Source organism: Mesorhizobium sp. M1E.F.Ca.ET.045.02.1.1, assembly GCF_003952485.1.
Classification (GTDB): domain Bacteria; phylum Pseudomonadota; class Alphaproteobacteria; order Rhizobiales; family Rhizobiaceae; genus Mesorhizobium.
Genome location: NZ_CP034447.1, coordinates 3,838,281 through 3,857,442 on the forward strand (window position 1 = coordinate 3,838,281; position 19,162 = coordinate 3,857,442).

Annotated in this window: 23 protein-coding genes; 6 read left to right on the forward strand and 17 right to left on the reverse strand. The window is 59.7% G+C overall.

Annotated features, from left to right (window positions below):
• Nucleotides 1-33 precede the first annotated feature (33 nt).
• The 11 genes from ugpC to EJ070_RS18555 form a co-directional block, all read right to left on the reverse strand.
• On the reverse strand, nucleotides 34-1,119 hold the full coding sequence (gene ugpC, locus EJ070_RS18505) for a sn-glycerol-3-phosphate ABC transporter ATP-binding protein UgpC (protein ID WP_126095811.1): 1,086 nt from the start codon (nucleotides 1,117-1,119) through the stop codon (nucleotides 34-36).
• 470 nt (nucleotides 1,120-1,589) lie between these two features.
• Nucleotides 1,590-2,627 carry a Gfo/Idh/MocA family oxidoreductase gene (locus EJ070_RS18510; protein ID WP_126092640.1) on the reverse strand — a complete coding sequence of 346 codons (1,038 nt, stop codon included), beginning with the start codon at nucleotides 2,625-2,627 and terminating at the stop codon, nucleotides 1,590-1,592.
• Between the two features lie 7 nt (nucleotides 2,628-2,634).
• Nucleotides 2,635-3,084: a type II 3-dehydroquinate dehydratase gene (aroQ, locus tag EJ070_RS18515; RefSeq protein WP_126088218.1), complete on the reverse strand. Its 450-nt coding sequence runs from the start codon at nucleotides 3,082-3,084 to the stop codon at nucleotides 2,635-2,637.
• Nucleotides 3,085-3,117: 33 nt separating this feature from the next.
• A complete protein-coding gene (locus tag EJ070_RS18520) occupies nucleotides 3,118-3,486 on the reverse strand; it encodes a 5-carboxymethyl-2-hydroxymuconate Delta-isomerase (RefSeq protein WP_126092641.1) in 369 nt (122 codons plus the stop codon).
• A 14-nt stretch (nucleotides 3,487-3,500) separates the two neighbouring features.
• Nucleotides 3,501-4,361, reverse strand: a complete 861-nt coding sequence (locus EJ070_RS18525; protein ID WP_189349920.1) for a shikimate dehydrogenase — start codon at nucleotides 4,359-4,361, stop codon at nucleotides 3,501-3,503.
• An 18-nt stretch (nucleotides 4,362-4,379) separates the two neighbouring features.
• Entirely contained in the window at nucleotides 4,380-5,153 is a 774-nt protein-coding gene (locus EJ070_RS18530; protein WP_189349922.1) for an amino acid ABC transporter ATP-binding protein, read from the reverse strand.
• A 7-nt stretch (nucleotides 5,154-5,160) separates the two neighbouring features.
• On the reverse strand, nucleotides 5,161-5,985 hold the full coding sequence (locus tag EJ070_RS18535) for a transporter substrate-binding domain-containing protein (protein WP_126092644.1): 825 nt from the start codon (nucleotides 5,983-5,985) through the stop codon (nucleotides 5,161-5,163).
• Nucleotides 5,986-6,027: 42 nt separating this feature from the next.
• Nucleotides 6,028-6,678, reverse strand: a complete 651-nt coding sequence (locus EJ070_RS18540; RefSeq protein ID WP_126092645.1) for an amino acid ABC transporter permease — start codon at nucleotides 6,676-6,678, stop codon at nucleotides 6,028-6,030.
• Nucleotides 6,679-6,687: 9 nt separating this feature from the next.
• Nucleotides 6,688-7,356 carry an amino acid ABC transporter permease gene (locus EJ070_RS18545; RefSeq protein ID WP_126092646.1) on the reverse strand — a complete coding sequence of 223 codons (669 nt, stop codon included), beginning with the start codon at nucleotides 7,354-7,356 and terminating at the stop codon, nucleotides 6,688-6,690.
• 46 nt (nucleotides 7,357-7,402) lie between these two features.
• Nucleotides 7,403-8,224 carry a sugar phosphate isomerase/epimerase gene (locus EJ070_RS18550; RefSeq protein ID WP_126092647.1) on the reverse strand — a complete coding sequence of 274 codons (822 nt, stop codon included), beginning with the start codon at nucleotides 8,222-8,224 and terminating at the stop codon, nucleotides 7,403-7,405.
• On the reverse strand, nucleotides 8,224-8,961 hold the full coding sequence (locus EJ070_RS18555; RefSeq protein ID WP_126092648.1) for a GntR family transcriptional regulator: 738 nt from the start codon (nucleotides 8,959-8,961) through the stop codon (nucleotides 8,224-8,226). Before EJ070_RS18555 ends, EJ070_RS18550 begins: the two co-directional genes overlap by 1 nt.
• 256 nt (nucleotides 8,962-9,217) lie before the next feature.
• Between EJ070_RS18555 and EJ070_RS18560 the strand changes: the two genes are divergently transcribed.
• Genes EJ070_RS18560 through EJ070_RS18575 form a run of 4 tightly spaced genes read left to right on the forward strand, consistent with a single transcriptional unit; the run spans nucleotide 9,218 to nucleotide 12,388 of the window.
• A complete protein-coding gene (locus EJ070_RS18560; protein ID WP_126092649.1) occupies nucleotides 9,218-10,111 on the forward strand; it encodes an intradiol ring-cleavage dioxygenase in 894 nt (297 codons plus the stop codon).
• Nucleotides 10,112-10,135: 24 nt separating this feature from the next.
• Complete coding sequence (locus EJ070_RS18565; protein WP_126092650.1) at nucleotides 10,136-10,918, forward strand: fumarylacetoacetate hydrolase family protein; 783 nt, start codon at nucleotides 10,136-10,138, stop codon at nucleotides 10,916-10,918.
• Nucleotides 10,919-10,926: 8 nt separating this feature from the next.
• The gene (gene hpaI, locus EJ070_RS18570; RefSeq protein WP_126092651.1) at nucleotides 10,927-11,718 is read left to right on the forward strand and encodes a 4-hydroxy-2-oxoheptanedioate aldolase; all 792 of its coding nucleotides are present in this window, start codon (nucleotides 10,927-10,929) and stop codon (nucleotides 11,716-11,718) included.
• Nucleotides 11,705-12,388 carry a transporter substrate-binding domain-containing protein gene (locus EJ070_RS18575; protein WP_126092652.1) on the forward strand — a complete coding sequence of 228 codons (684 nt, stop codon included), beginning with the start codon at nucleotides 11,705-11,707 and terminating at the stop codon, nucleotides 12,386-12,388. The genes hpaI and EJ070_RS18575 overlap by 14 nt, the downstream gene beginning before the upstream one ends.
• Nucleotides 12,389-12,891: 503 nt before the next feature.
• Here EJ070_RS18575 and EJ070_RS18585 read toward each other — a convergent pair.
• The 4 genes from EJ070_RS18585 to EJ070_RS18600 form a co-directional block, all read right to left on the reverse strand.
• Complete coding sequence (locus tag EJ070_RS18585; RefSeq protein ID WP_126092654.1) at nucleotides 12,892-14,817, reverse strand: adenylate/guanylate cyclase domain-containing protein; 1,926 nt, start codon at nucleotides 14,815-14,817, stop codon at nucleotides 12,892-12,894.
• Between the two features lie 249 nt (nucleotides 14,818-15,066).
• Complete coding sequence (locus tag EJ070_RS18590) at nucleotides 15,067-15,507, reverse strand: hypothetical protein (protein WP_126092655.1); 441 nt, start codon at nucleotides 15,505-15,507, stop codon at nucleotides 15,067-15,069.
• A 26-nt stretch (nucleotides 15,508-15,533) separates the two neighbouring features.
• Nucleotides 15,534-15,935, reverse strand: coding sequence for a hypothetical protein (locus tag EJ070_RS18595; RefSeq protein ID WP_126092656.1), 402 nt, complete (start codon nucleotides 15,933-15,935; stop codon nucleotides 15,534-15,536).
• A gap of 14 nt (nucleotides 15,936-15,949) precedes the next feature.
• Nucleotides 15,950-16,747 carry a hypothetical protein gene (locus EJ070_RS18600; RefSeq protein WP_126092657.1) on the reverse strand — a complete coding sequence of 266 codons (798 nt, stop codon included), beginning with the start codon at nucleotides 16,745-16,747 and terminating at the stop codon, nucleotides 15,950-15,952.
• Between the two features lie 52 nt (nucleotides 16,748-16,799).
• Here EJ070_RS18600 and EJ070_RS36310 point away from each other — a divergent pair, with 52 nt between their 5' ends.
• Nucleotides 16,800-16,949: a hypothetical protein gene (locus EJ070_RS36310; protein ID WP_189349924.1), complete on the forward strand. Its 150-nt coding sequence runs from the start codon at nucleotides 16,800-16,802 to the stop codon at nucleotides 16,947-16,949.
• 207 nt (nucleotides 16,950-17,156) lie between these two features.
• Here the strand turns inward: EJ070_RS36310 and EJ070_RS18605 are convergent, their stop codons facing one another.
• Complete coding sequence (locus tag EJ070_RS18605) at nucleotides 17,157-18,251, reverse strand: CapA family protein (protein ID WP_126092658.1); 1,095 nt, start codon at nucleotides 18,249-18,251, stop codon at nucleotides 17,157-17,159.
• 71 nt (nucleotides 18,252-18,322) lie between these two features.
• Nucleotides 18,323-18,610 (reverse strand): hypothetical protein, encoded by a 288-nt coding sequence (locus tag EJ070_RS36315; RefSeq protein WP_189349927.1) that lies wholly within the window; start codon nucleotides 18,608-18,610, stop codon nucleotides 18,323-18,325.
• Between the two features lie 128 nt (nucleotides 18,611-18,738).
• On the opposite strand from EJ070_RS36315, the gene EJ070_RS18615 reads away from it, so the two are divergent.
• On the forward strand, nucleotides 18,739-19,137 hold the full coding sequence (locus EJ070_RS18615) for a c-type cytochrome (protein ID WP_126092659.1): 399 nt from the start codon (nucleotides 18,739-18,741) through the stop codon (nucleotides 19,135-19,137).
• Nucleotides 19,138-19,162 lie beyond the last annotated feature (25 nt).

Sequence of the window (19,162 nt, forward strand, 5' to 3'; positions counted from 1 at the left end):
CGTCGCGCAGAACCGGATTCAGACCCGACGGGTTCAGGCCCCGTCAGCGTGCGCGTGCCAGGTCGATCCGTCCGCGGCGAAGAGATGCAGGGCCGTGGTGTCGAACTTCAGCCGAACGGCGTCGCCCGGTTTGACGCTCGAAAGCCCGCGATCTTGTGCCGTCACCTGCGTCCCATCCGCGAGCCGCGCATAGATGAGCGTTCGCTCGCCAAGGCGCTCGACAACGGTGGCCGTGGCGAATGCGTCCCCGCCCTCCGCGACTACAGTCAGCGATTCCGGCCGCACTCCTAGTTCGCGCCAATCCATGTTGACGGGCCCGCCCGGAAGTTCGACGAGCGATCCATCCGTCAAGCGCGCATTGAGCCTGTCGCCTGAGCCCGAAACCGTAACAGGCAGAATGTTCATCGCCGGAGACCCGACGAAGGCCGCGACGAATCGCGACGCCGGACGTGAATAGACCTCGACGGGTTTTCCCATCTGCTCTATCCGGCAATTGTTGAGGATCACAATACGGTCGGCGAGCGTCATCGCTTCCACCTGGTCGTGGGTGACATAGATCATCGTCGACTTCAAACGCTGATGCAATTCGGCGAGCTCGACGCGTGTGCGGGCTCGAAGCGCCGCGTCTAGATTGGAGAGCGGCTCGTCGAACAGGAATGCCTTGGGCTCCTTGACGATCGCCCGCCCGATGGCCACGCGCTGGCGCTGCCCGCCGGAGAGCTGCGACGGCCGCCGGTGGAGCAGCGCTTCGATCTCCAAGATACGCGCAGCCTCAGCGATCCGTTGGCGTATAACATCCGGCGCGACCCGAATGTTCCTTAGCCCAAAGGCCATGTTCTCCGAGACTGTCATATGTGGGTAAAGCGCATAGTTCTGGAAGACCATCGCAACGTTGCGCCTGCCCGGCGCAAGGTTTTCCGAGCGCACCCCGTCGATCGTCAGCGTGCCCTCGTCAATGCTTTCGAGGCCGGCAATCATACGGAGCAGCGTCGTCTTGCCAGAACCGGACGGACCGAGAAATACGACCAGCTCTCCTGGCTCAATGTCCAGGCTCACGTCGCGGATCACCTCGACTGCGCCAAAGTGCTTTGATACGCCCGACAGCGCGATTCCCGTCATGCTTGCGATCCTTCTTTCCTGCATAATTTCGGATAAGTACCCGATGTCAAGGAATGTGGAGCTACGGCGCCTTGGCCAGGGCTCGATCCAGGCGGCGACCGCCACGGCAACGTTCACATGACGGGGATATGGCCGGTTTCCGCCATACAACGGTGGTTGGACGGGCACCTAGTAGACGGCATGGTGCGACCCGTTTCGGACATCCGGCTCCAAGCACCGAATGACAAAAAGGCACGTAAAGGCGAACGTTGATTTCTGCCTTAAGTCGGCTTCAAGCAGTCACCCAGAAATTCGATGAAGCGTTGCGTCATTGCCGAAGCAGGCGCGTTTCGATGGCGGCGAAGACAGAGCGGCGGCGACGATTTCCTCCGCCAGAAGCGCGATGCCTAACGTCGGTGTTGAGCCGGCGTCTCATCGCATCGGATGCAAGGAGACGCGAAGGGCGAGCAGGCGGTCACATTACTCAGGCGTCAGTTCAACTCGATACGCTCTCCCGTTGCCGCCGAGCGTTTCACCGCATCGACTACCCTCAAGGTTTTGAGCCCCTCACGCCCGCTGACAAGCGGCGGTTCGTCTCCGCGGATCACCTTGCAGAATTGCCTGATCTGCAGAACGAGCGGGTCCTCGTCGTCGACCTCGATACGCGTTTGGTCAAAGGGCTCCCACCAACTCCGTTTACCAGGATTGCGCCAGACCTCGAGTGACGGAACAGACAGCGACCCATGCGTTCCTCCGATCAAGTAACAGGATTGCTCGGTTTTGGGGTAAACCGGATTCTCTCCGGTTGTCATCTCCCAGCTCCACGGTGCGACCACCGCGTCCGAAACTGTCGCAGTTCCCAACACTCCGTTCTTGAACTCAATCAGGATCACAGCCGTTTCCTCAACTGCGTTGCCGCGCACCGCGTTGGACTCGCGTGCCTGAACCGCAGCCACATCGCCGAAAAGGTAGCGCAGACTATCAACATCGTGGATGAGATTGAGGAAAACCGGCCCCGCACCGCGCTCACGACGCCACGAGATGTCGAAGTAGTCGTCGGGTTTGAATAGCCAGAACATCGCATTGACAACAAGAACGCGGCCGAGCTTTCCGCTTTCGATGATTTCCTTTCCCTTCTGCATCACCGGATTGTGTCGGCGGTGATGACCGGTCAAAAGAGGAACACCTTTTGCCTCAGCCGCAGCGATCAGCTTTTCCCCGGATATAATGTCGTCGGCGATAGGCTTCTCGATGAGTGCAGGAATGCCGGCTTCAACGGCTTCCAACCCGTTCTGAACGTGAGCCGGGTTGGGCGTAGCCACGATGATCCCATCAGGTAGGTCTGCGGCAATCATTTCTGCGAAGCTTGGAAACCACTTCACGCCGGCTTCCTTGGCAATGGTCTCGCCAGCCGGCGTGGGATCGACCACGGCGCTGAGTTGCGCCGAGGGCTCGGCCAGGACGTGCTGAATATGGCGCCTACCGATGAGGCCTGCCCCAACTACGGCCAGCTTAACCCGTTGGGTCATGGTCACCTCAGCCCTTGCCCGCCGCCTTGATCATTGTCGCCGCGCGTCGGATGGCAAGCTGGTATCCTTCCGTTCCAAGGCCGCAGATCACGCCGTCCGCGCGGTGCGAAACGAACGAATGGTGTCGGAAGCTTTCGCGCTTGTGCACATTGGATATGTGAATCTCGATCACAGGCCCCTCGAATGTGTTCAGAGCGTCGAGGATGGCGAGTGAGGTATGGGTGAAGGCTGCCGGATTGATGACGATGCCTGCACCGTCCTCGCGCGCCTCATGAATCCAATCGATGATCTCGTATTCCCGGTTGCTCTGGTGAAAGCGGATTTCATGGCCGAGTTCGGCTGCCAGCTTGCGGCAGTCCGCCTCTACGTCTGCGAGCGTTTCATGCCCGTAGATATGCGGCTGGCGTTTGCCAAGCAGATTGAGGTTTGGTCCATTGAGAACGTAGATCAGACTCATAGCATAGTGTCCTTCTTGAGCACTCTGTTCTGGTCAGACGAACGCGATTGCTTGAACAGCAAAATCAGGGTCCGACTCGTAGAGATCTGCGCGCAAGCCGAGCTTTCCAGCTTCGAGAGCAGGCGCGGCGATCGTCCGCGCGGCCTCGAGAACGGCAGTGAGAAGCTTCTGCTTGGTTTCTGCAGTACGACCCGGTGCCATCCGCACGATGATTTGGATGAAATGATGATCGACATGCTCATCACCCACGCAGGAGTATGTCGCCTCCCGCGCAAGCGTGCGCACGGCGGAAGGTTTCACAAGGCCGCCATCGCGAACGCAGCGATGCACGGTCAGCGTCAGTCGGTCCATGGCTACATGCTCGCCTGCGCCCCGGCTATAATCGATGATGATATGCGGCATTTGGGATATCCCCATCAAACCGACAGGCGGCATAGGTCCGTAAAGTGAAGGGACATGCGCTCTGCGTCCGGTGCTATCCCGGTGAACAATTCGAAAGCCGCTGCTGCCTGGTAGACGGTCATGCCGCCGCCCCGAAGGGTCCGGCAGCCTTTTCCTTCGGCGAGAGCAAGGAGCTCTGTGACGAGCGGCATATAGACAATGTCGGCCACCCAATGCCGTGGCAGAAGCCATTCCGCATCGATCGGCAAACCAGGATGGCTCTTCATACCTGTCGGCGTCGCGTGGATAAGGCCGTCCGCGGAGCGCAGGGCGCTGCCGACATCCGTCGTGGCACGCGCGCAATCCCTTGAGAACCGATCGTTCAACTGCCGAGCCAAGGTTTCTGCCCGTTTTGAATCCTGGTCAAAGATCGATAATCTCTCAATACCGAGCTTGATGGCGGCATGCGCTACGGCGACACCGGCGCCGCCGGCGCCGAGCAGGACGGCATGCGACTTCGCGACGTCCGGAAGGCCGCGCTGGAAATTCTCGTAGAAACCGTACCAATCCGTGTTGTGGCCGATCCTCTCGCCGTTGCGGAAGACCACGGTGTTGACCGCACCGAGCATCTCTGCATCCTCGGAAAGGCGATTGAGGTGGGCGATCACTGTCTGCTTGCACGGATGTGTAATGTTGCTGCCGGCAAAACCGCGCTGCTCTTCCTCGTCTAGGAGGTCCGGCAGCGCGGAGGCGGGAAGGCCTCGCTCGGCGAAGTCGAGAAGCTCGTAACGGTAATCGAGGCCCTGGCGTCGCCCCTCCATTTCGTGGAGGGCCGGGGACTTTGACATTTGGATGTCGGCACCGATCAGTCCCACGAGGAATTTCTTGTCGTGCATTGGCATCGCTTTCGAGAGTCAGTGATGGGCCAGGATTTCACCGAGGAAGGTTTTCGTGCGCTGGTGCCCGGGAGACTTGAAGAAGACCTCCGGTTCGGCCTCTTCAACGATTTCTCCGGAGTCCATGAAGATGACGCGGTCAGCGACCTGACGGGCAAACCCCATTTCGTGCGTGACACAGATCATCGTCATGCCGTCACGGGCGAGCCCGATCATGGTGTCGAGCACCTCCTTCACCATTTCGGGATCGAGGGCAGAGGTCGGTTCGTCGAAGAGCATGACCTTCGGCTCCATGCAGAGCGCGCGGGCGATGGCGACGCGTTGTTGTTGTCCGCCCGATAGCTGCGCGGGATATTTGTCCGCCTGGTCAAGGATTCGAACGCGCTCGAGATATTTTCGAGCCAGTCGCTCTGCGTCAGCGTGGCTTACGCCTCGAACACGCATCGGGGCGAGGGTACAGTTCTGAAGTACGGTTATGTGGGGGAACAGATTGAAGCTCTGGAAGACCATTCCCACTTCGCGACGTACAGCATCGATGGATTTGGTGCTTCCGTCCAGTACGTGACCCTCGACGACGATCTTGCCTTCCTCGATCGTCTCGAGGGCATTGATGCAGCGGATTAACGTTGATTTCCCGGAGCCTGACGGCCCGCAGAGGACGATTTTTTCGCCTTTGCGGACCGACAAACTGATGGATTTCAAGGCATGGAAAGTGCCGTACCACTTCTGCACGTCCTCAAGGGAAATCAATGTCGATTGATCTTTTGCGGAATTGAGCACGGAACCCTCCATTTGGGCTTTACTTCACGGTGAACGGGATGTTCGGAATGGATTCCGGGAACTGCGGCAGATCGATCGCCATCCACTTCTTCGTGATGGCGGCAAGCTCACCATTGGCCTTGATCTTGTCGATGAAGGCGTTGACGGCTTCGTTCCAGTCCTTCTCGCCGAGACGGGTACCGACGCCGTTGTAGGTCGTCAAAAAGTTAATCTTGCGCTCGTACGTGCCGGCACTCGCCGCATCCAGACGCTGACCATAGAACTGGTTGCCGCCAACCGCCTTTACCTGTCCGGAGACCAGAGCCTGGATGGTTGCGGCGTCGTCATCAAAGCGGCGAACCGTTGCGGTGGATCCGACGGCGTTCGTTACTGCCTTGTCCTGCGAACTGGATTTCGGAACGCCGATCTCCCATCCGGCAACGTCTTCAGGCTTCGTAACCGTGTCGGACTTGGCGGCATAAAGCGAAATCGTGTTGGCGGCGTAAGGCTTGCTGTATTGAATTGCTTTCGCGCGTTCTTCCGTCATCGCCATCGTTGCGAACAGGATGTCGACTTTGCCGGTGGTAAGCGCCGGAATTCGGTTGGCAACGGCGAGCGGCTGGAATTGAACCTTCACGCCTAATTCCTTGGCAAAAAGGTTGGCGACGTCAGCGTCGAAGCCGTCCTGCACGCCGCTTGTGTTGACGAACCCCCATGGCGCATTGTCGCCCTGGATGCCGACCACGAGCGTGCCCTTTGCCTTGATTTCCTCTACAGTTGCCGCAGAGGCGGCGGCAGTGCCAACGGTTGCGAAGGCAATAGTTGCCAGTGCAAGTCCGAGAAAAATCCTACGACTGTTATGCATGCTTATTCTCCTCCTCAGAGAGTTTTGCTTCGAGCGAAGCGGTTAGCGGGCAGCTTTCGCCATCCGTTTTTCAAGGCGACTTCCCGCATGGGAGAGCGGCCAGCAAATGATGAAGTAGATTGCGCCGACAATTCCGAAGACGAGCAGCGGACGATAGGTCTGGTTTGAAATGATCTGACCGGCGCGAGTCAGTTCAATGAAGCCGACGATTGCTGCCAGCGACGTGCCCTTGGTGAGCTGGACAAGGAAGCCGATCGTGGCCGGCATCGAAATTTTCAGGGCCTGCGGCAGAATGACGTCTTTCATCCGCGAGACATAATGCAGACCGAGGGCGTTGGCGGCTTCCGTCTGGCCCTTCGGCACAGCCTCGATGGAGCCGCGCCAGATCTCGCCCAGGAAGGCGCTGGCATGGAGCGTGAAGGCGACTGCGACCGCGATCCACGCGTTAACGTCGATGCCCAACAGCGCAACGCCGTAATAGACAACGAAGAGCTGCATCAGAAGGGGCGTGCCCTGGAAGACGCCGATATACCCTGCGGTGATCGTCCGGGCGACCTTGTTGTTCGAGGTGCGCAGGAGCGCGATCAGGATTCCGAATATCCCCCCACCGATGAAGCCCACGATCGCAAGCAGCACGGTCCATTTCAAACCCTGCATCAAAAAGAAAAATTGATCTTCTCCGATAGGACCCATGGCTGCTTCCTATCGCGTCGGGTAGTTGAAGTAGTGGCGGGAAATGAGCGCAAAGAGGCCCATCATCAGGCTTGAGATGACCAGGTAGATAGCGGTCACCGTGAAATAGACTTCGAAGCTGCGGAAGGTGTCAGACTCAATGCGCTGAGCGGCCGAGGTCAGTTCGTAGGCGGCGATCGACGTGCAGACAGACGTTGTCAGTGTCAGCATGATGAACTGGCTTGTGAGCGAGGGATAAATCGCCCGCAGCGCCGGCTTGAGCACGATGAGCCGGAAGACGTCCGCCTTGTGAAGACCAAGTGCGAAACCCGCCTCGATCTGGCCGCGCGACACGCTTTCGATCCCGCCTCGGATGATCTCGATTGCGTAGGCCCCACCATTGATGCCGAGGGCAATGATCGCCGTGACGGTCGGATTGAGGCGGATGCCCATGAGAGGAAGGGCAAAATATATGAAGAAGATCTGCACCAGGAATGGCGTATTGCGCACAACCTCGACGAACACGATCGCGACAGCCCGCGTGATCTCGCTCTTGGAACTCCTTGCAACGACGCCCAGGAGCCCGATGACGAGTGCGAGGAGCATCCCAGCTAACGCAAGGCCAACCGTTCCAAGCGAACCCCATAGCAATTCCGGGGCGCGGTCGAGGACCGCACCGAAATCGAACGTATACCGCATGTAAGACTTCCTCCTCCCTGACGGCCTAGGCCGCGTCGGCGCCGGATCAATGATCCGGTTTCAAAACTCCCAGTGCGCTGGCATGCAGGTGTTTTAAATGTGCCTCCGGGTCGACCGACCCGACGAGTGGCACTTCGACCGAGATAGCAGCGCCGTATTCAGTTGCCGCACAGAGGTCCTCCAATGGCAGTTCGCCTTCTCCAGGAGCGAACCTACCGCTTCTCGCCTCGGCGATCATTGCGTCCGATGTTTTGGGCGCAGGACCGCGGACGTCGCAAAGCTGGATGTGTTTTACCTTCCCTGCATTTGCGCGAAGCTCGTCGATCGAAGCTCCGTTTCGGAAGAAGTGAATCCCGTCAACGAGGGCACCGGCGTTCTCTGCGCCACAGGCATTCAACACCTCTATGCTGTCCCGAAAGGTCCTTACCGTCCGCCAGCCCATGTTTTCGATGTCGACCGACATGCCATATCGCGCCGCGACGGCGCAAAACTCAGACAGGTTTGCGGCAAGACGGCCGCCGTCTCGATCATCGCCGCAAACACTCAGCCGGCGCGCCCCTATGTTCGCAGCGGCTGCCACGGTCGCCTCGTGGGAGGCAGCAACGAAGCTCTCGTCGATCACGAAGAACTCGATATCGAACACCTTGATGCCTTCGCCATCGGCAACTGTCTTGAACTCCTGGGCACTCTGGCTGCCCATCGGCAACTCGTAGAAAGGGGCTCCGGGAAAGGCGGGGTGCAGACGAAGCCCCATCGAGGCAAAACCCGCCCGAGCAGCTGTCACGGCGAATTCCTTTGGCGGCAGCCCGATCGATGAAAAGTGCGCCACGCCCAGTTCAAGACCCGGCCTTGGCGTCGCGACGGTCATCACAAGGTCCCCTTTGTCGCAAGGTGATTGCGCAGGTTGGTTCCCGTGCGGTGAATATGCTGACGCAACATATCGCACGCATAGTCCAGATCCCGCGCGACGGCTCCCTGAGCGATCTCACTATGCTCCTGGCTGACGTTGCGGTCACCCGACGTGCGGGTCAGAAACACCCGGCGATAACGGTCGTTGAGATTAAGAAGCAATCTGCAGAAATGGAGCAGGATCGGCTTTCCGCAGCCAGAGATTAGTGTCAGATGGAATTCGCGGTGGAGTTCTTCCCAGCGCTCCAGTGTCTCCGGCCGAGCCGCGTCGCGCTCGGTGCGGTTAAGGCGATGCAGCGCGCGCATGACGTTGCCCTCCCACTCCACATCGCCGAGCCGCATGGACTCGCGAAGCGCAAAGACTTCAAACTCTTCGCGCAGGGTGGTGATCTCTTCCAGATTGGCCAAGGAAATTGATGAAACGCGGTAGCCGCGATTGTCCTCGAACTCCACTAGACCGTCCGATATCAGCCGCGCCAACCCTTCACGCAGCGGACTGAGGCTCACGTTGAACGTCTTGCGCGCCTTGTCGAGATTGATCTTGCTGCCGGCCTGAAGCTCGCCGGAGATGATCGCCTCACGGAGACGGGATGCAAGCTGGCTCCCAATCGTGTTTTTGCCGTCATCGAGAAAGCCAGAAGACGGTGGAGCATCTTCTGTCGTCGGAGCAAATGCGCCGTCGTCATGCGGTACCATTGTTCCTCCCAGGGCTCCCCGAGCTAATCGTCGATGATCGATATAATAAACGATTATTCATGTCAACTTGAGTGCGCTGAAATTTGCAAAAAAGCCAAGCCTTAGCTTTTTTATGAAAACAAAACATAATTAAATCAATGTACTATATGTCGAAATCCTGTTCCGCTCGGCCTCTCGGAGCCGCGAGAATGCACGGTGGCGGCCTTGACAGATAATCGATTATTTTGATAGTCGGGGAAATCGGGAGGTAGCCCACTTGGTGATCAAAACTGAAAGCGATCTGACGCCAGCCGTCCTCGCTGTGATGAATCGCACTGAAGACCCCCGCCTGCGAGAAATCCTCGTGGCAATGGTCACGCATCTTCATGCCTTCGTGCGCGAGGTTCGACTGACGGAGGTCGAGTTTCGGGAGGCGACAGCCATGCTGAACGAGATCGGGAAGCTGCATACTGATCACCACAACGAGTTTGTGCTGATGGCCGGTTCTCTTGGCGTGTCTTCACTTGTCTGCCTGCTGAACAATGGCGACAGAGGACAGACTGAGACCTCCCAGTCGCTGTTGGGCCCATTCTGGCGCCTCAACTCTCCGCGAGTCGAAAATGGCGGGTCGATCATCCGATCCGAGACGCCGGGCACTCCCTTGTTCGTGCATGCCAAGGTCGTTGACCGCGACGGTAAGCCAATTGCCGGCGCCGAAGTGGACGTCTGGCATGCATCTCCCGTCGGTCTTTATGAAAACCAGGACCCGGACCAGGCCGAGATGAACTTGCGCGGCAAATTCATGACCGACGAGCAAGGTCGGTTCTGGTTCAGGACCGTCAAGATGGTCGGGTATCCGATACCGGTCGATGGCGTGGTCGGACGCCTGCTCAAAGCTCAGGGACGCCATCCGTACCGACCAGCGCACCTGCACGCACTGATCTTCAAGCATGGATACAAGACGCTGATTTCCCAGGTCTTCGACCCCAGCGACCCGAACATCGACTCCGATGTTCAGTTCGGTGTCACGGCAGCGCTGACCGGCGACTTCATTCGTCATGAGGAGCCCCGTCCGAACGAAGCGGATATTCCTGGTCCGTGGTTCTCGCTCGACTACACCTATGTCATGGAGCCCGGCGAAGCCGTTTTGCCGCGTCCCCCGATCAAATAAATCACGATCAGCAGAGCAAACGATATGATCACCGAAGAAGAACGCCGGGCCGCGGCAGACGCGCTGCTCAAAGCTGAAATCGAGCGCAAGCCGATCATACAGCCTAGCGAGACCTACCCGAACCTCGAGCTCGAGGACGCCTACCGAATTCAGGCTTTGTGGGCGGAGGCGAGGGTAGCCAAGGGCGCACGGATCGTCGGGCATAAGATTGGCCTGACGTCACGCGCAATGCAGATGGCTTCGAAGATGACGGAGCCGGACTACGGCTGCATTCTTGACGATGCGCTTTACAACGACGGAGCGCAGATCAGGGCTGACTTGTTTATCAAGCCGCGCCTCGAGGTCGAGCTGGCCTTTGTTATGGGTGAGGATCTCGTCGGGTCCGGCACCAGGATCTATGACGTCATGCGTGCGACCGAGTTCGTTGTCCCGGCGCTCGAGATTATCGACTACCGGACCGAAGTCCCTCGAGCGATCACGGATACCATTGCGGACAATGCGGCTTTCGGCGCCCTCGTCGTTGGCGGTCGTATAATTCGCCCGATGGACATCGATATCCGTTGGGTCGGAGCGACTCTCTCCAAGAACGGCATCATCGAGGAATCGGGCGTGTCGGCGGCGATCATGGGACATCCGGCGGCCGGCATCGCGTGGCTGGTCAACAAACTTCATGCTGTGGGCGGTGGCCTGAAGAAGGGACAAATAGTCCTGGCCGGCTCCTTCACGCGTCCTGTCGATATCGCGAAAGGCGATGTCATCCAGGCCGACTATGGCCCTGTTGGCTCCATCGGCGTGTCGTTCGTGTGAGGTGCTAGATGGAACATCCTGTCAATCGGTTCAAGCGGAAGCTCCTTGCTGGTCAAAGTCAGATCGGCCTGTGGTGTGGCCTGCCGGGAAACTACGCCGCGGAAATCGTCGCGCCTTCAGGTTTCGATTGGCTCCTGTTCGACACGGAACATTCTCCGGGTGACGTTCTGACCGTCCTGCCACAATTGCAAGCGGTCGCACCATACGACGTTTCCCCAGTCGTCCGCCCGGCCATCAACGACCCCGTTCTCATCAAACGCTTCCTGGATATTGGCGTTCAGACACTGCTCATTCCCTACGTTCAGAACGCGGAAGAGGCGAAAGCCGCAGTCGCGGCCGTGCGATATCCTCCGGGTGGAATTCGTGGTGTTTCTGCCCTGACGCGCGCCACTCGTTTCGGCCGAGTTGCGCACTATGCGCAAAATGCGGAACGGGAAATTTGCCTGTTGCTGCAAGTTGAGACGCGGGAAGCGCTTGGCAACCTCGAGTCGATTGCCTCGGTAGAGGGAGTGGATGGCGTATTCGTAGGACCGGCAGACCTTGCAGCGAGTTTCGGACACAGGGGCCAACCGAGCCACCTGGAGGTGGTCGATGCAATTGTCGACGCGATTGAACGCCTGAAAGCGCTGGGCAAGCCTGCGGGCATTCTTACCCCGGATGAGAAGTTCGCGGCACGGTGCATCTCACTGGGAACACTATTTACTGCCGTTGGTGTCGATGTCGCTGTTCTGGCGAGGGGATCGGAAGCACTCGCGGCACGATTTGCATCGCAAGGAGCGTACCGCGATGCCGGAACGTGATGAACTCCTCACTGAAATCGCACCGACGGGAGTCATCAGAGCGGCGGTCAACATGTCGAATGCCGCACTTGTCCAACTCGATCCAGTGACAGGCGTTCTAACAGGGCCGAGCGCGCAGATCGCGATCGCACTTGCGGCAGAACTCGACTGCTGTTTGTCGCTGGTTCGATACGGATCGGCCGCTGACATTCTTGCGGCTGCCGAAGGCAACGAGTGGGACGTTGCATTCATTGCTCCCGATCCGTCACGTGCCGACAGGTTATCCTTCTCGCCCCCCTATACCACGGTGACCGCCAGCTTTCTGGTGTCAGACAGTAGCCCGCTAGGCAGCGTGGGGCATGTCGACGTCGAAGGGGTGCGCATCGCCGCCGCCAGAACCGCTGCGTATACAAAGCAGCTTGAGCGACAGGTTAGAAATGCAATCCTCCTTCATACCGAAAATCCCGCCTCCGCCCTGGACATGCTTATATCCTCCCAGTGCGATGCGGCTGCGGGCTTGACCGAGTCCCTGTCACGTTTCTGCGAAGAGAATCCAGGTTTCCGCGTTGTTGAGGGGACATTCTCGAAAGTGCCTCAGGCGATCGCTGTGCATCGGAGGTGCGTTCACGCTTCAACCTTCCTGTCGGACTTCATCCAGCAGCATTGCAGTGCGGGTAAGCCGAGCAATTGAAGCAGTTGGCGGAACATGCGAGGGAGCCGGGTCGAGGGGACGCGACAGGTTAACCCCCGAATAGTCAATTGGAATCCTCTTTCCTCTCAAGCGTTCCGACTCGGAAGTTCATGTTTCGTTGAGCCTTTGGGTACGATGTCGAGCAACTCTTATTCCGAACGGTTGGCGGTGGCCGTGCCCCGGATCATGCGCGTGTGCTTTGTGGTGCAGCAAGTCCTTGCCGTCGTTGCCATTCGGCGTCCTGACGACCGCGTGGATGTGCCCGCGCGTCGGGCACGCCCCGCCGCCACCGCGAGAATGGCCCAGATCGGCGCTCCTCCCCCACCATCGCAGCGGGTCAAAAGGTATCGGGGCGTAATCAGTCGGTGAAGATTGCCCAGAAGCCGGGCAGAATGCGGCTTGCGTCGCTCGGCGGCGCAGCCTCACCGACCGGCGCGACGCCGCCTTTCGAAATCGGAAGTCATGACCCAAAGCCGTCTCGCAGTCCCGAGCGGGGAATGGCTCTAAGCTCCGGAAGGCCGTCCTTCGGTTCCGCTTCCTGATTGGCTTTCTGCCTTCGCCAAACTGAGCTCCAGGCGCTCGATCAGCGCCAGATAGCGTGGATGATCGCGCAGAGGATTCATATCAACATCCTGCGCCATCCAGTGCACTTGCTGCAATCCAAGCTGCGGCACGCAGTGCTGCAGCGTGTCGATCGCCTTTTCGACGGCGCCGATCGCCGCCAGGAAACACGCGACATTGTAGTGGCTGTTATAGTCCTCCGGGTCGATGGTGATCGCGCGCTCGGCCCACTGGAGGGCGCGTTCGTCCAGGCCGAGATTGTGGAGGATGTAACAACCATAGGCATAGGCTGCCCCATCGTCCGGATAGAGCTGCATGGCTTTCTCGATGCGGATAAGCAACTCCCCTGAAAGCCTGTGGGCTTCCTCCTCGTCGCCCAGCGTCTTGCGGCAATCCCAGAGCATGCACATCGCACCATAGCTGTTGCGATCAACCTCCACCGCCTTCTCGTAGGCGGCCGCGGCCTCTGCAAACTTGCGCTCCATGCGCAGCACGTCGCCCAAGGTCCTGTGCGCCTCGTAGAGATCGGGATCGAGCGCGATTGCTCGCCGGCAGGCGGCGCCTGCGAGCTCGATTTGCTCCTTTTGGAAATGCGCCATCGCCTGGGCCACGTGAGCTTCCGCCAGCGTCGAGTCCAAAGCCAGCGCGCGCTGCGCCTCGGCGCTCAAGGTGACAAGGTTTGCACTGGGATCTCCGGATCTCAGCAACATGCCTTCAGCTAGCGCCAGCCCGGCCCGCGCCAGCGCGTATTCGGGATCGATCTCGAGCGCCCGCTGGTAGAGGCGTCGGGCGGAGAGGTGATTGCGACGGCCCAGGCGCAAGAAATGCTGCCGTCCCATGAGGTAATATTGATAGGCTTCGACGTTCTCGGTCGTGCGCTTGCCGATGGCAGCATACTCGGCCGGCATCAGCCGGATCTTCAGGGCATCGACGATGGCCCGCGCGATCTCGTCTTGGAGCGCAAATATGTCGTTAAGATCACGGTCGTAGCGTTCGGCCCACACATGATGCCCACTCATCCCGTCGATCAGCTGCGCGGTGATGCGAACGCGACTACCCGCCTTGCGTACGCTGCCTTCCAGCACATGCGAAACGCGCAATTGCCGCGCCGCTTCGCTGACATCCATCGACTTGCCTTTGAGGGCAAAGGTCGTGTTGCGCGCGGTGACTGCCAGCGCCCCGACCTTGCTGAGGTCGGTAATGATGTCCTCCGTGATGCCGTCAGAGAAGTATTCCTGCTCTGGGTCGCCGCTCATGTTGGTGAAAGGCAGCACGGCGATCGATGGTCGGTTGCGGAGAAGCGCATCCTTGGCCGGCGGCAAGGACGAGCTGGTGGGGGATTGCTCAATGGACATGACACGGTAAGCGCGCACCGGCTCCGCAATGTTGTGGACCCGTTGCTCGCCGATATCCGTATAGACGTATTCGAGTTTGCCTTTTACTTGATCGTAAATGGCGCGCGCGATGCAAACGCCGCCAGGCTCCGCGAGCTTTTCAAGCCGTGCCGCGATGTTCACACCGTCTCCGTATATCGTGTCGTCTTCGACGATCACGTCGCCGAGGTTTACGCCCATACGGAACGCCATGCGCCGGTTTTCGGAGAGCCCGGCGTTCTCGCCGCCCAGCTCGCGCTGCAACTCGATCGCACACTGCACGGCGTTAACCGCGCTCCCAAACTCGATCAGCAGGCTGTCCCCGGCCGAGCCGACGATGCGTCCGTGGAACCGCGCGATTTTGGGCTCGAACACCTCAGCTCGGAGCCGCCTCAACCGTCCCAGCGTTCCCGATTCGTCGGCCGCCATCAGCCGCGAGTAACCTGCCACGTCGGCAGCCAAGATCGCCGCAAGCCTGCGTTGCTCTTCTCGCAAGGGACGGACCTCCCGCCAGTTGGAACAATCTTAGCCTAAGAAACGGCGAGGGCGAGCACTTGTTCGGACGCCTGGAATCCGAAGTTGGCGTTAAGGAAGCATACCGTAGCGAAATTCGACAGTGCGGCAGATCCGGCCCGGACCATTGGTTGATTTCGCTCATGCCCGGCACGACGTTGTGCCGATGCCATGGGCGGTGACATGCCAGGAACCTCGGCCGCCTGCCACGTACGCCGGCGAGCACTCAATTCAATCCTCTTTCGAGACTGTAACGCCTGGCACCTGTTCGACGGTTTGCTTCAGATCGCCGACCAGTTTGTCGACAGAACCGGATGCAACAGGATGGTCGCCATCTTGATAGAATGAAATCTCGAACTCCTCCGGGTTCCAGACGCTGTCGCACGTGACCAGGATATCCGAGCGATGCATGGCCACGCCGAAGTACTCGTTGTCCGGAGTTGCGGGAGCAATCCGGATTGTAAAACCGTGCGTGTCAGCAAAGAACCGAAGCTGGCTGAAGAATTGTTCTCTCACATCCTTGCGTACGGGGACAACCACCGAACGGATCGGCTTTTGCGCGGGTCCAAGTCTCGGTGCCATGGCATACCCTTCGACTACGACCGAGGCGGCCGCCAGGCCAAGCAAGGCGGTCAACACGCAGCGTCGGATGATCGTGTTGAAGCCCGCCATGAGATCGTCCGTCCGCAGACGCCCTATCAACTCTCTTTCAAGACGGTGACGCCCGGCACAGCCTGGACAGCCTGCTTCAAGCCATCGACAAGTTTGGTCAAATACGGGGCAGGCACCGCATTCTCGCCTTGCTGGTAGAAGCCGATGAAAACCTCCTTCGTGTCCAAGGCGTTGTCGCCAAGCAGCTTGATGCTTTCCTGGTACATCTGCACCCCGAACTGCTCGCCGTCCGGCGTAATCGGGGCAATGCGGATGGCAAATCCATAGGTGTCTGCGAACTGCCTAAGCTGCCTGAAAAAGGCATCCTTGGTGTCCTCGGGAAGCGTAAACGTGATCTTGTGGAGCGGCAGTTGGACTCTCGATTTGACCGGCATCGCCTGCCTTACCATGATTCCGTACCCCACCACGAAGCTGAACAATCCAGCCAACAGTCCGCGACGCCCTACCATGATGCCCGAGCACTTCCATGGTGGAGTTCGATGTTTTCACGCATCTGCCGGTCCAGTTCGTTGAAGATATCCGGCCCGGACCATTGGTTGACCGCGCTCATACCCGGCACGACGTTGTTGCCGATGCCATGAGTGGTGACATGCCAAGAGCCATCGGCCGCCTGCCACGCCGTCCGGGTGATTTTCCCGTCGTAGAAGAGGTGCTCAGGAAGAGTGCGGTTGGTTATCGAAAGTCCGTTTTCCGTTACGTGGGTCAGCACTTCTCCAGCATAAATCCCGGCGAAGGGATCATAAACCGAATAGATAGCGCCATCGACCACCGGCACGGCCGGGTCCTGCCCGGGGACGGCAAAACGGGCCAACTGATCGGCGATCTCCTGCGCCGAACACGCGCTGCAGACCATGTTTGAGGTGACGTAATCGTGCCAGCCCGGTTTAGCGGGACTGTAGACCCCCAAGGGCCCTTCTGCCGCTTCCTCGGCCCGATAGGCCGCCAGCGCATTCATACTGGCGATCTCGGCCTGGCGGAAACTCGCCGGAACATTGCTGCGAAAAGAGCCACCCACCGGCAGGCCGGCCCGCAGCCGGGAGCGTGCATATTCCGCATAGGCGTTCGCCACGGAAGTCGAGTATGAACCGGAATCCGCCGCATAGCCGGCAACCGATCGCCTGTCGGCCGCGCGGGCCGACGCCATCGAGCTGACCGATTCAGAAGACGAAGCCGACTCTCGGCTGCCATCCCCCGCGTAGCCTGCAACGGAACTCCGGTCGACCGCCCGGCCCTCGGCCATCGAGCCTCCGGATCGTGTCCCGCCGCCTTGCCGGCTGTCGCCGGAATACCCATTGACGGAACCTCGGTCAGCGGCGCGAGCAGATGCCACCGACCCATCGGAACGGCTGTCGGAAGACGAATCCGAACTGCTTGTTGAAGTACTTCTGCCGGAAACTGATGAAGACGCGCTGGAAGATGAACGCGTGCTTTCACCCGAATAGCCGGCGACTGAACTGCGATCCGCCGCCCGACCATCGGCCATGGAACCGACGCCACCGACCTCCATCGTGCCGCATCCTCCGCGTGCGTCCCATGCCCCGCGCAACCATCTTTGCCGGGGTCGCAGCGTCAGTCAAGTGTCGGCAGTTAATTCGGGTCTTCCTCGCCGACACCCGATCACGCCGCATCTACCAAGTCGTCGAATGCGCCTATGTCGACAGTATCAGCGTGTTCTGATCGCTCAGGCGAACGCGCCGTGCAAAGCGCCGGCATTCGCGGTCCAGCGTCTGGCCGAGCCATGCGGCTTCAACTTCGCTGGCGCGAACGAGCCGGAATTTCTGCATGCGGAAGGGCACCATTTCCATCCTGAGACGACTGTGGCTTACGTCGTCCAAATCGATGAAATAGGCCAAAGAGAGTTCAGGACGATACGCTTCGTGTCCGCCGATGCCTTCGTAGTCGTTGATGAAGTCGCCGCATCCGTAGAGGATCGGCTTGCCCGCATGGATCTCGATCGCCAGGGGGTGGTGCGAAGAGTGCCCATGGACGACGTCGACGCGGGCGCTGTCGATCAGGCCGTGGGCAAAGCGTATATGCGCGGCGGGCACATCATAGCCCCAATTGGGTCCCCAGTGGACGGAGACGAGGACTACGTCGCCGGGCCGGCGCCAGCGATCGATGCTGTGGATGACGGCTGCGAGGGCATTTTCGCCCAGGCTGGCAAGGACATTCACGCCGGGTCGCCTCTCCCCGGCAGCCCAGTGATCCGGGACTCCGCTGGATGGGCAGGCAAAGGCGAACACGAGAAGCCGCTTGCCCGGGGCGGCTTCGAGCATGGCGGGAGTGGCAGCCGCATCGGCATCGAGCCCCGCGCCGGCCGTCGCGAATCCCGCTTGTCGTATCGCGCACAGCGTATTCTTCAGGCCGGCTGATCCCCAGTCGGCGACATGATTGTTGGCAAGAACGCAGCAGTCGATGTCCGCGGCAGCTATGCAGCCCAAATTCGCCGGATGCATCCGGTAGTTGATGCCCTTCGGCTCAGGCTGACCATCGGCCGTGACACTGGTTTCCAGGTTGACGATTCTCAGGTCTGGTTCGTGGCGATCGATCTCGTCCAATGCGTCGCCCCAGATATAGTCGAAAGGCACCGCTCGTGGGATTTCGCCTGAACGGCTTTCCGCCAGTTTCACGTAACCAAGAGCGGAGTGGACATGCGGCTCGAACAGCGTCGGTTCGCAAGGGTGCGGCAGGATCTGGTCGATGCCACGTCCGGTCATCACATCGCCGCACAGAAACAGTCTCATTTCGCGCGGTCCCTTCTCAACACATTGGGTCTAGGGCGGAAGACATCGAACCCTTCCGAAGGTGCAAAGCACTATGTCTGTCCCTTCGAGCCAGAGGCTCGAGGAACTACACTAAGGTGATCGATCACCTGTTTGGCGCTCGGTGCGTTCTCCGCGGCCACCCAGATAGCGTCGCGGACAATTTCGCTCGCCACGCTGCCGCTCAATTCGGCATACTCGCCAACGGGTGGCGGCGCAGCGAGCACCACGACGAGAACGGCAAGGTGGGCGCTAACCTCTTCGCAAAGGCGGGCGGCGATTTGCAGATCGCCATCGCCCATGTCCGGTCCGGTGATCGTCAGTACCGTCTTGAATGACATGGCAGCCACTCCCGCTGGTTAAGGTTCGGGAACAGTAACGAGACCGCACACGCCGGCATTGCGTTGCGTCAAAGCAGGGCCTGCAGGATGGATTAGAGTTTTTCGTCGGGCAGCGATGGGAGCGTGGTATGAGACTGTTGACGATGGCGGCATGCGTCGGATTGACCATGAGCGCGGCCACCGCCCAGGAAATGTCCTACGGCGAGGCGGAATACCTGAACTCATGCGCGGTGTGCCACGGCGTCGGCGGCAGGGGCGACGGACCGCTGGGCGACTTTTTGCTCAAGCATCCGCCCGATCTGACGCATCTGTCCGAGCGCAACGGTGGCAGGTTCCCCTATTCGAGGGTCTTCGCCACCATTGACGGTCGCTACGCCATACCGAGCCATGGCGATCGCGAGATGCCGGTCTGGGGTCGGCAGTTTCTTGAAGAGGACGCCAAGACGTACGGTCCAAGCGGTGGCGAGGTGGTGACCACCGAACGCATCCACAATCTGACGGGTTACATCGAGACCTTGCAGCACTAGATTCGGGCAGCAACGACTGCGCGAT

Coding starts and splice junctions, on each gene's coding strand:
- aroQ (WP_126088218.1), bottom strand. CDS start 3,084: ATGAGTCTGATCTACGTTCTCAATGGACCAAACCTCAATCTGCTTGGC.
- EJ070_RS18590 (WP_126092655.1), bottom strand. CDS start 15,507: ATGGCGGGCTTCAACACGATCATCCGACGCTGCGTGTTGACCGCCTTG.
- EJ070_RS18555 (WP_126092648.1), bottom strand. CDS start 8,961: ATGGTACCGCATGACGACGGCGCATTTGCTCCGACGACAGAAGATGCT.
- EJ070_RS18565 (WP_126092650.1), top strand. CDS start 10,136: ATGATCACCGAAGAAGAACGCCGGGCCGCGGCAGACGCGCTGCTCAAA.
- EJ070_RS18545 (WP_126092646.1), bottom strand. CDS start 7,356: ATGCGGTATACGTTCGATTTCGGTGCGGTCCTCGACCGCGCCCCGGAA.
- EJ070_RS18550 (WP_126092647.1), bottom strand. CDS start 8,224: ATGACCGTCGCGACGCCAAGGCCGGGTCTTGAACTGGGCGTGGCGCAC.
- EJ070_RS18540 (WP_126092645.1), bottom strand. CDS start 6,678: ATGGGTCCTATCGGAGAAGATCAATTTTTCTTTTTGATGCAGGGTTTG.
- hpaI (WP_126092651.1), top strand. CDS start 10,927: ATGGAACATCCTGTCAATCGGTTCAAGCGGAAGCTCCTTGCTGGTCAA.
- EJ070_RS18535 (WP_126092644.1), bottom strand. CDS start 5,985: ATGCATAACAGTCGTAGGATTTTTCTCGGACTTGCACTGGCAACTATT.
- EJ070_RS18520 (WP_126092641.1), bottom strand. CDS start 3,486: ATGCCGCATATCATCATCGATTATAGCCGGGGCGCAGGCGAGCATGTA.
- EJ070_RS18510 (WP_126092640.1), bottom strand. CDS start 2,627: ATGACCCAACGGGTTAAGCTGGCCGTAGTTGGGGCAGGCCTCATCGGT.
- EJ070_RS18525 (WP_189349920.1), bottom strand. CDS start 4,361: ATGCACGACAAGAAATTCCTCGTGGGACTGATCGGTGCCGACATCCAA.
- EJ070_RS36315 (WP_189349927.1), bottom strand. CDS start 18,610: ATGTCATTCAAGACGGTACTGACGATCACCGGACCGGACATGGGCGAT.
- EJ070_RS18600 (WP_126092657.1), bottom strand. CDS start 16,747: ATGGCCGAGGGCCGGGCGGTCGACCGGAGTTCCGTTGCAGGCTACGCG.
- EJ070_RS18615 (WP_126092659.1), top strand. CDS start 18,739: ATGAGACTGTTGACGATGGCGGCATGCGTCGGATTGACCATGAGCGCG.
- EJ070_RS18605 (WP_126092658.1), bottom strand. CDS start 18,251: ATGAGACTGTTTCTGTGCGGCGATGTGATGACCGGACGTGGCATCGAC.
- ugpC (WP_126095811.1), bottom strand. CDS start 1,119: ATGACGGGAATCGCGCTGTCGGGCGTATCAAAGCACTTTGGCGCAGTC.
- EJ070_RS18530 (WP_189349922.1), bottom strand. CDS start 5,153: ATGGAGGGTTCCGTGCTCAATTCCGCAAAAGATCAATCGACATTGATT.
- EJ070_RS18575 (WP_126092652.1), top strand. CDS start 11,705: ATGCCGGAACGTGATGAACTCCTCACTGAAATCGCACCGACGGGAGTC.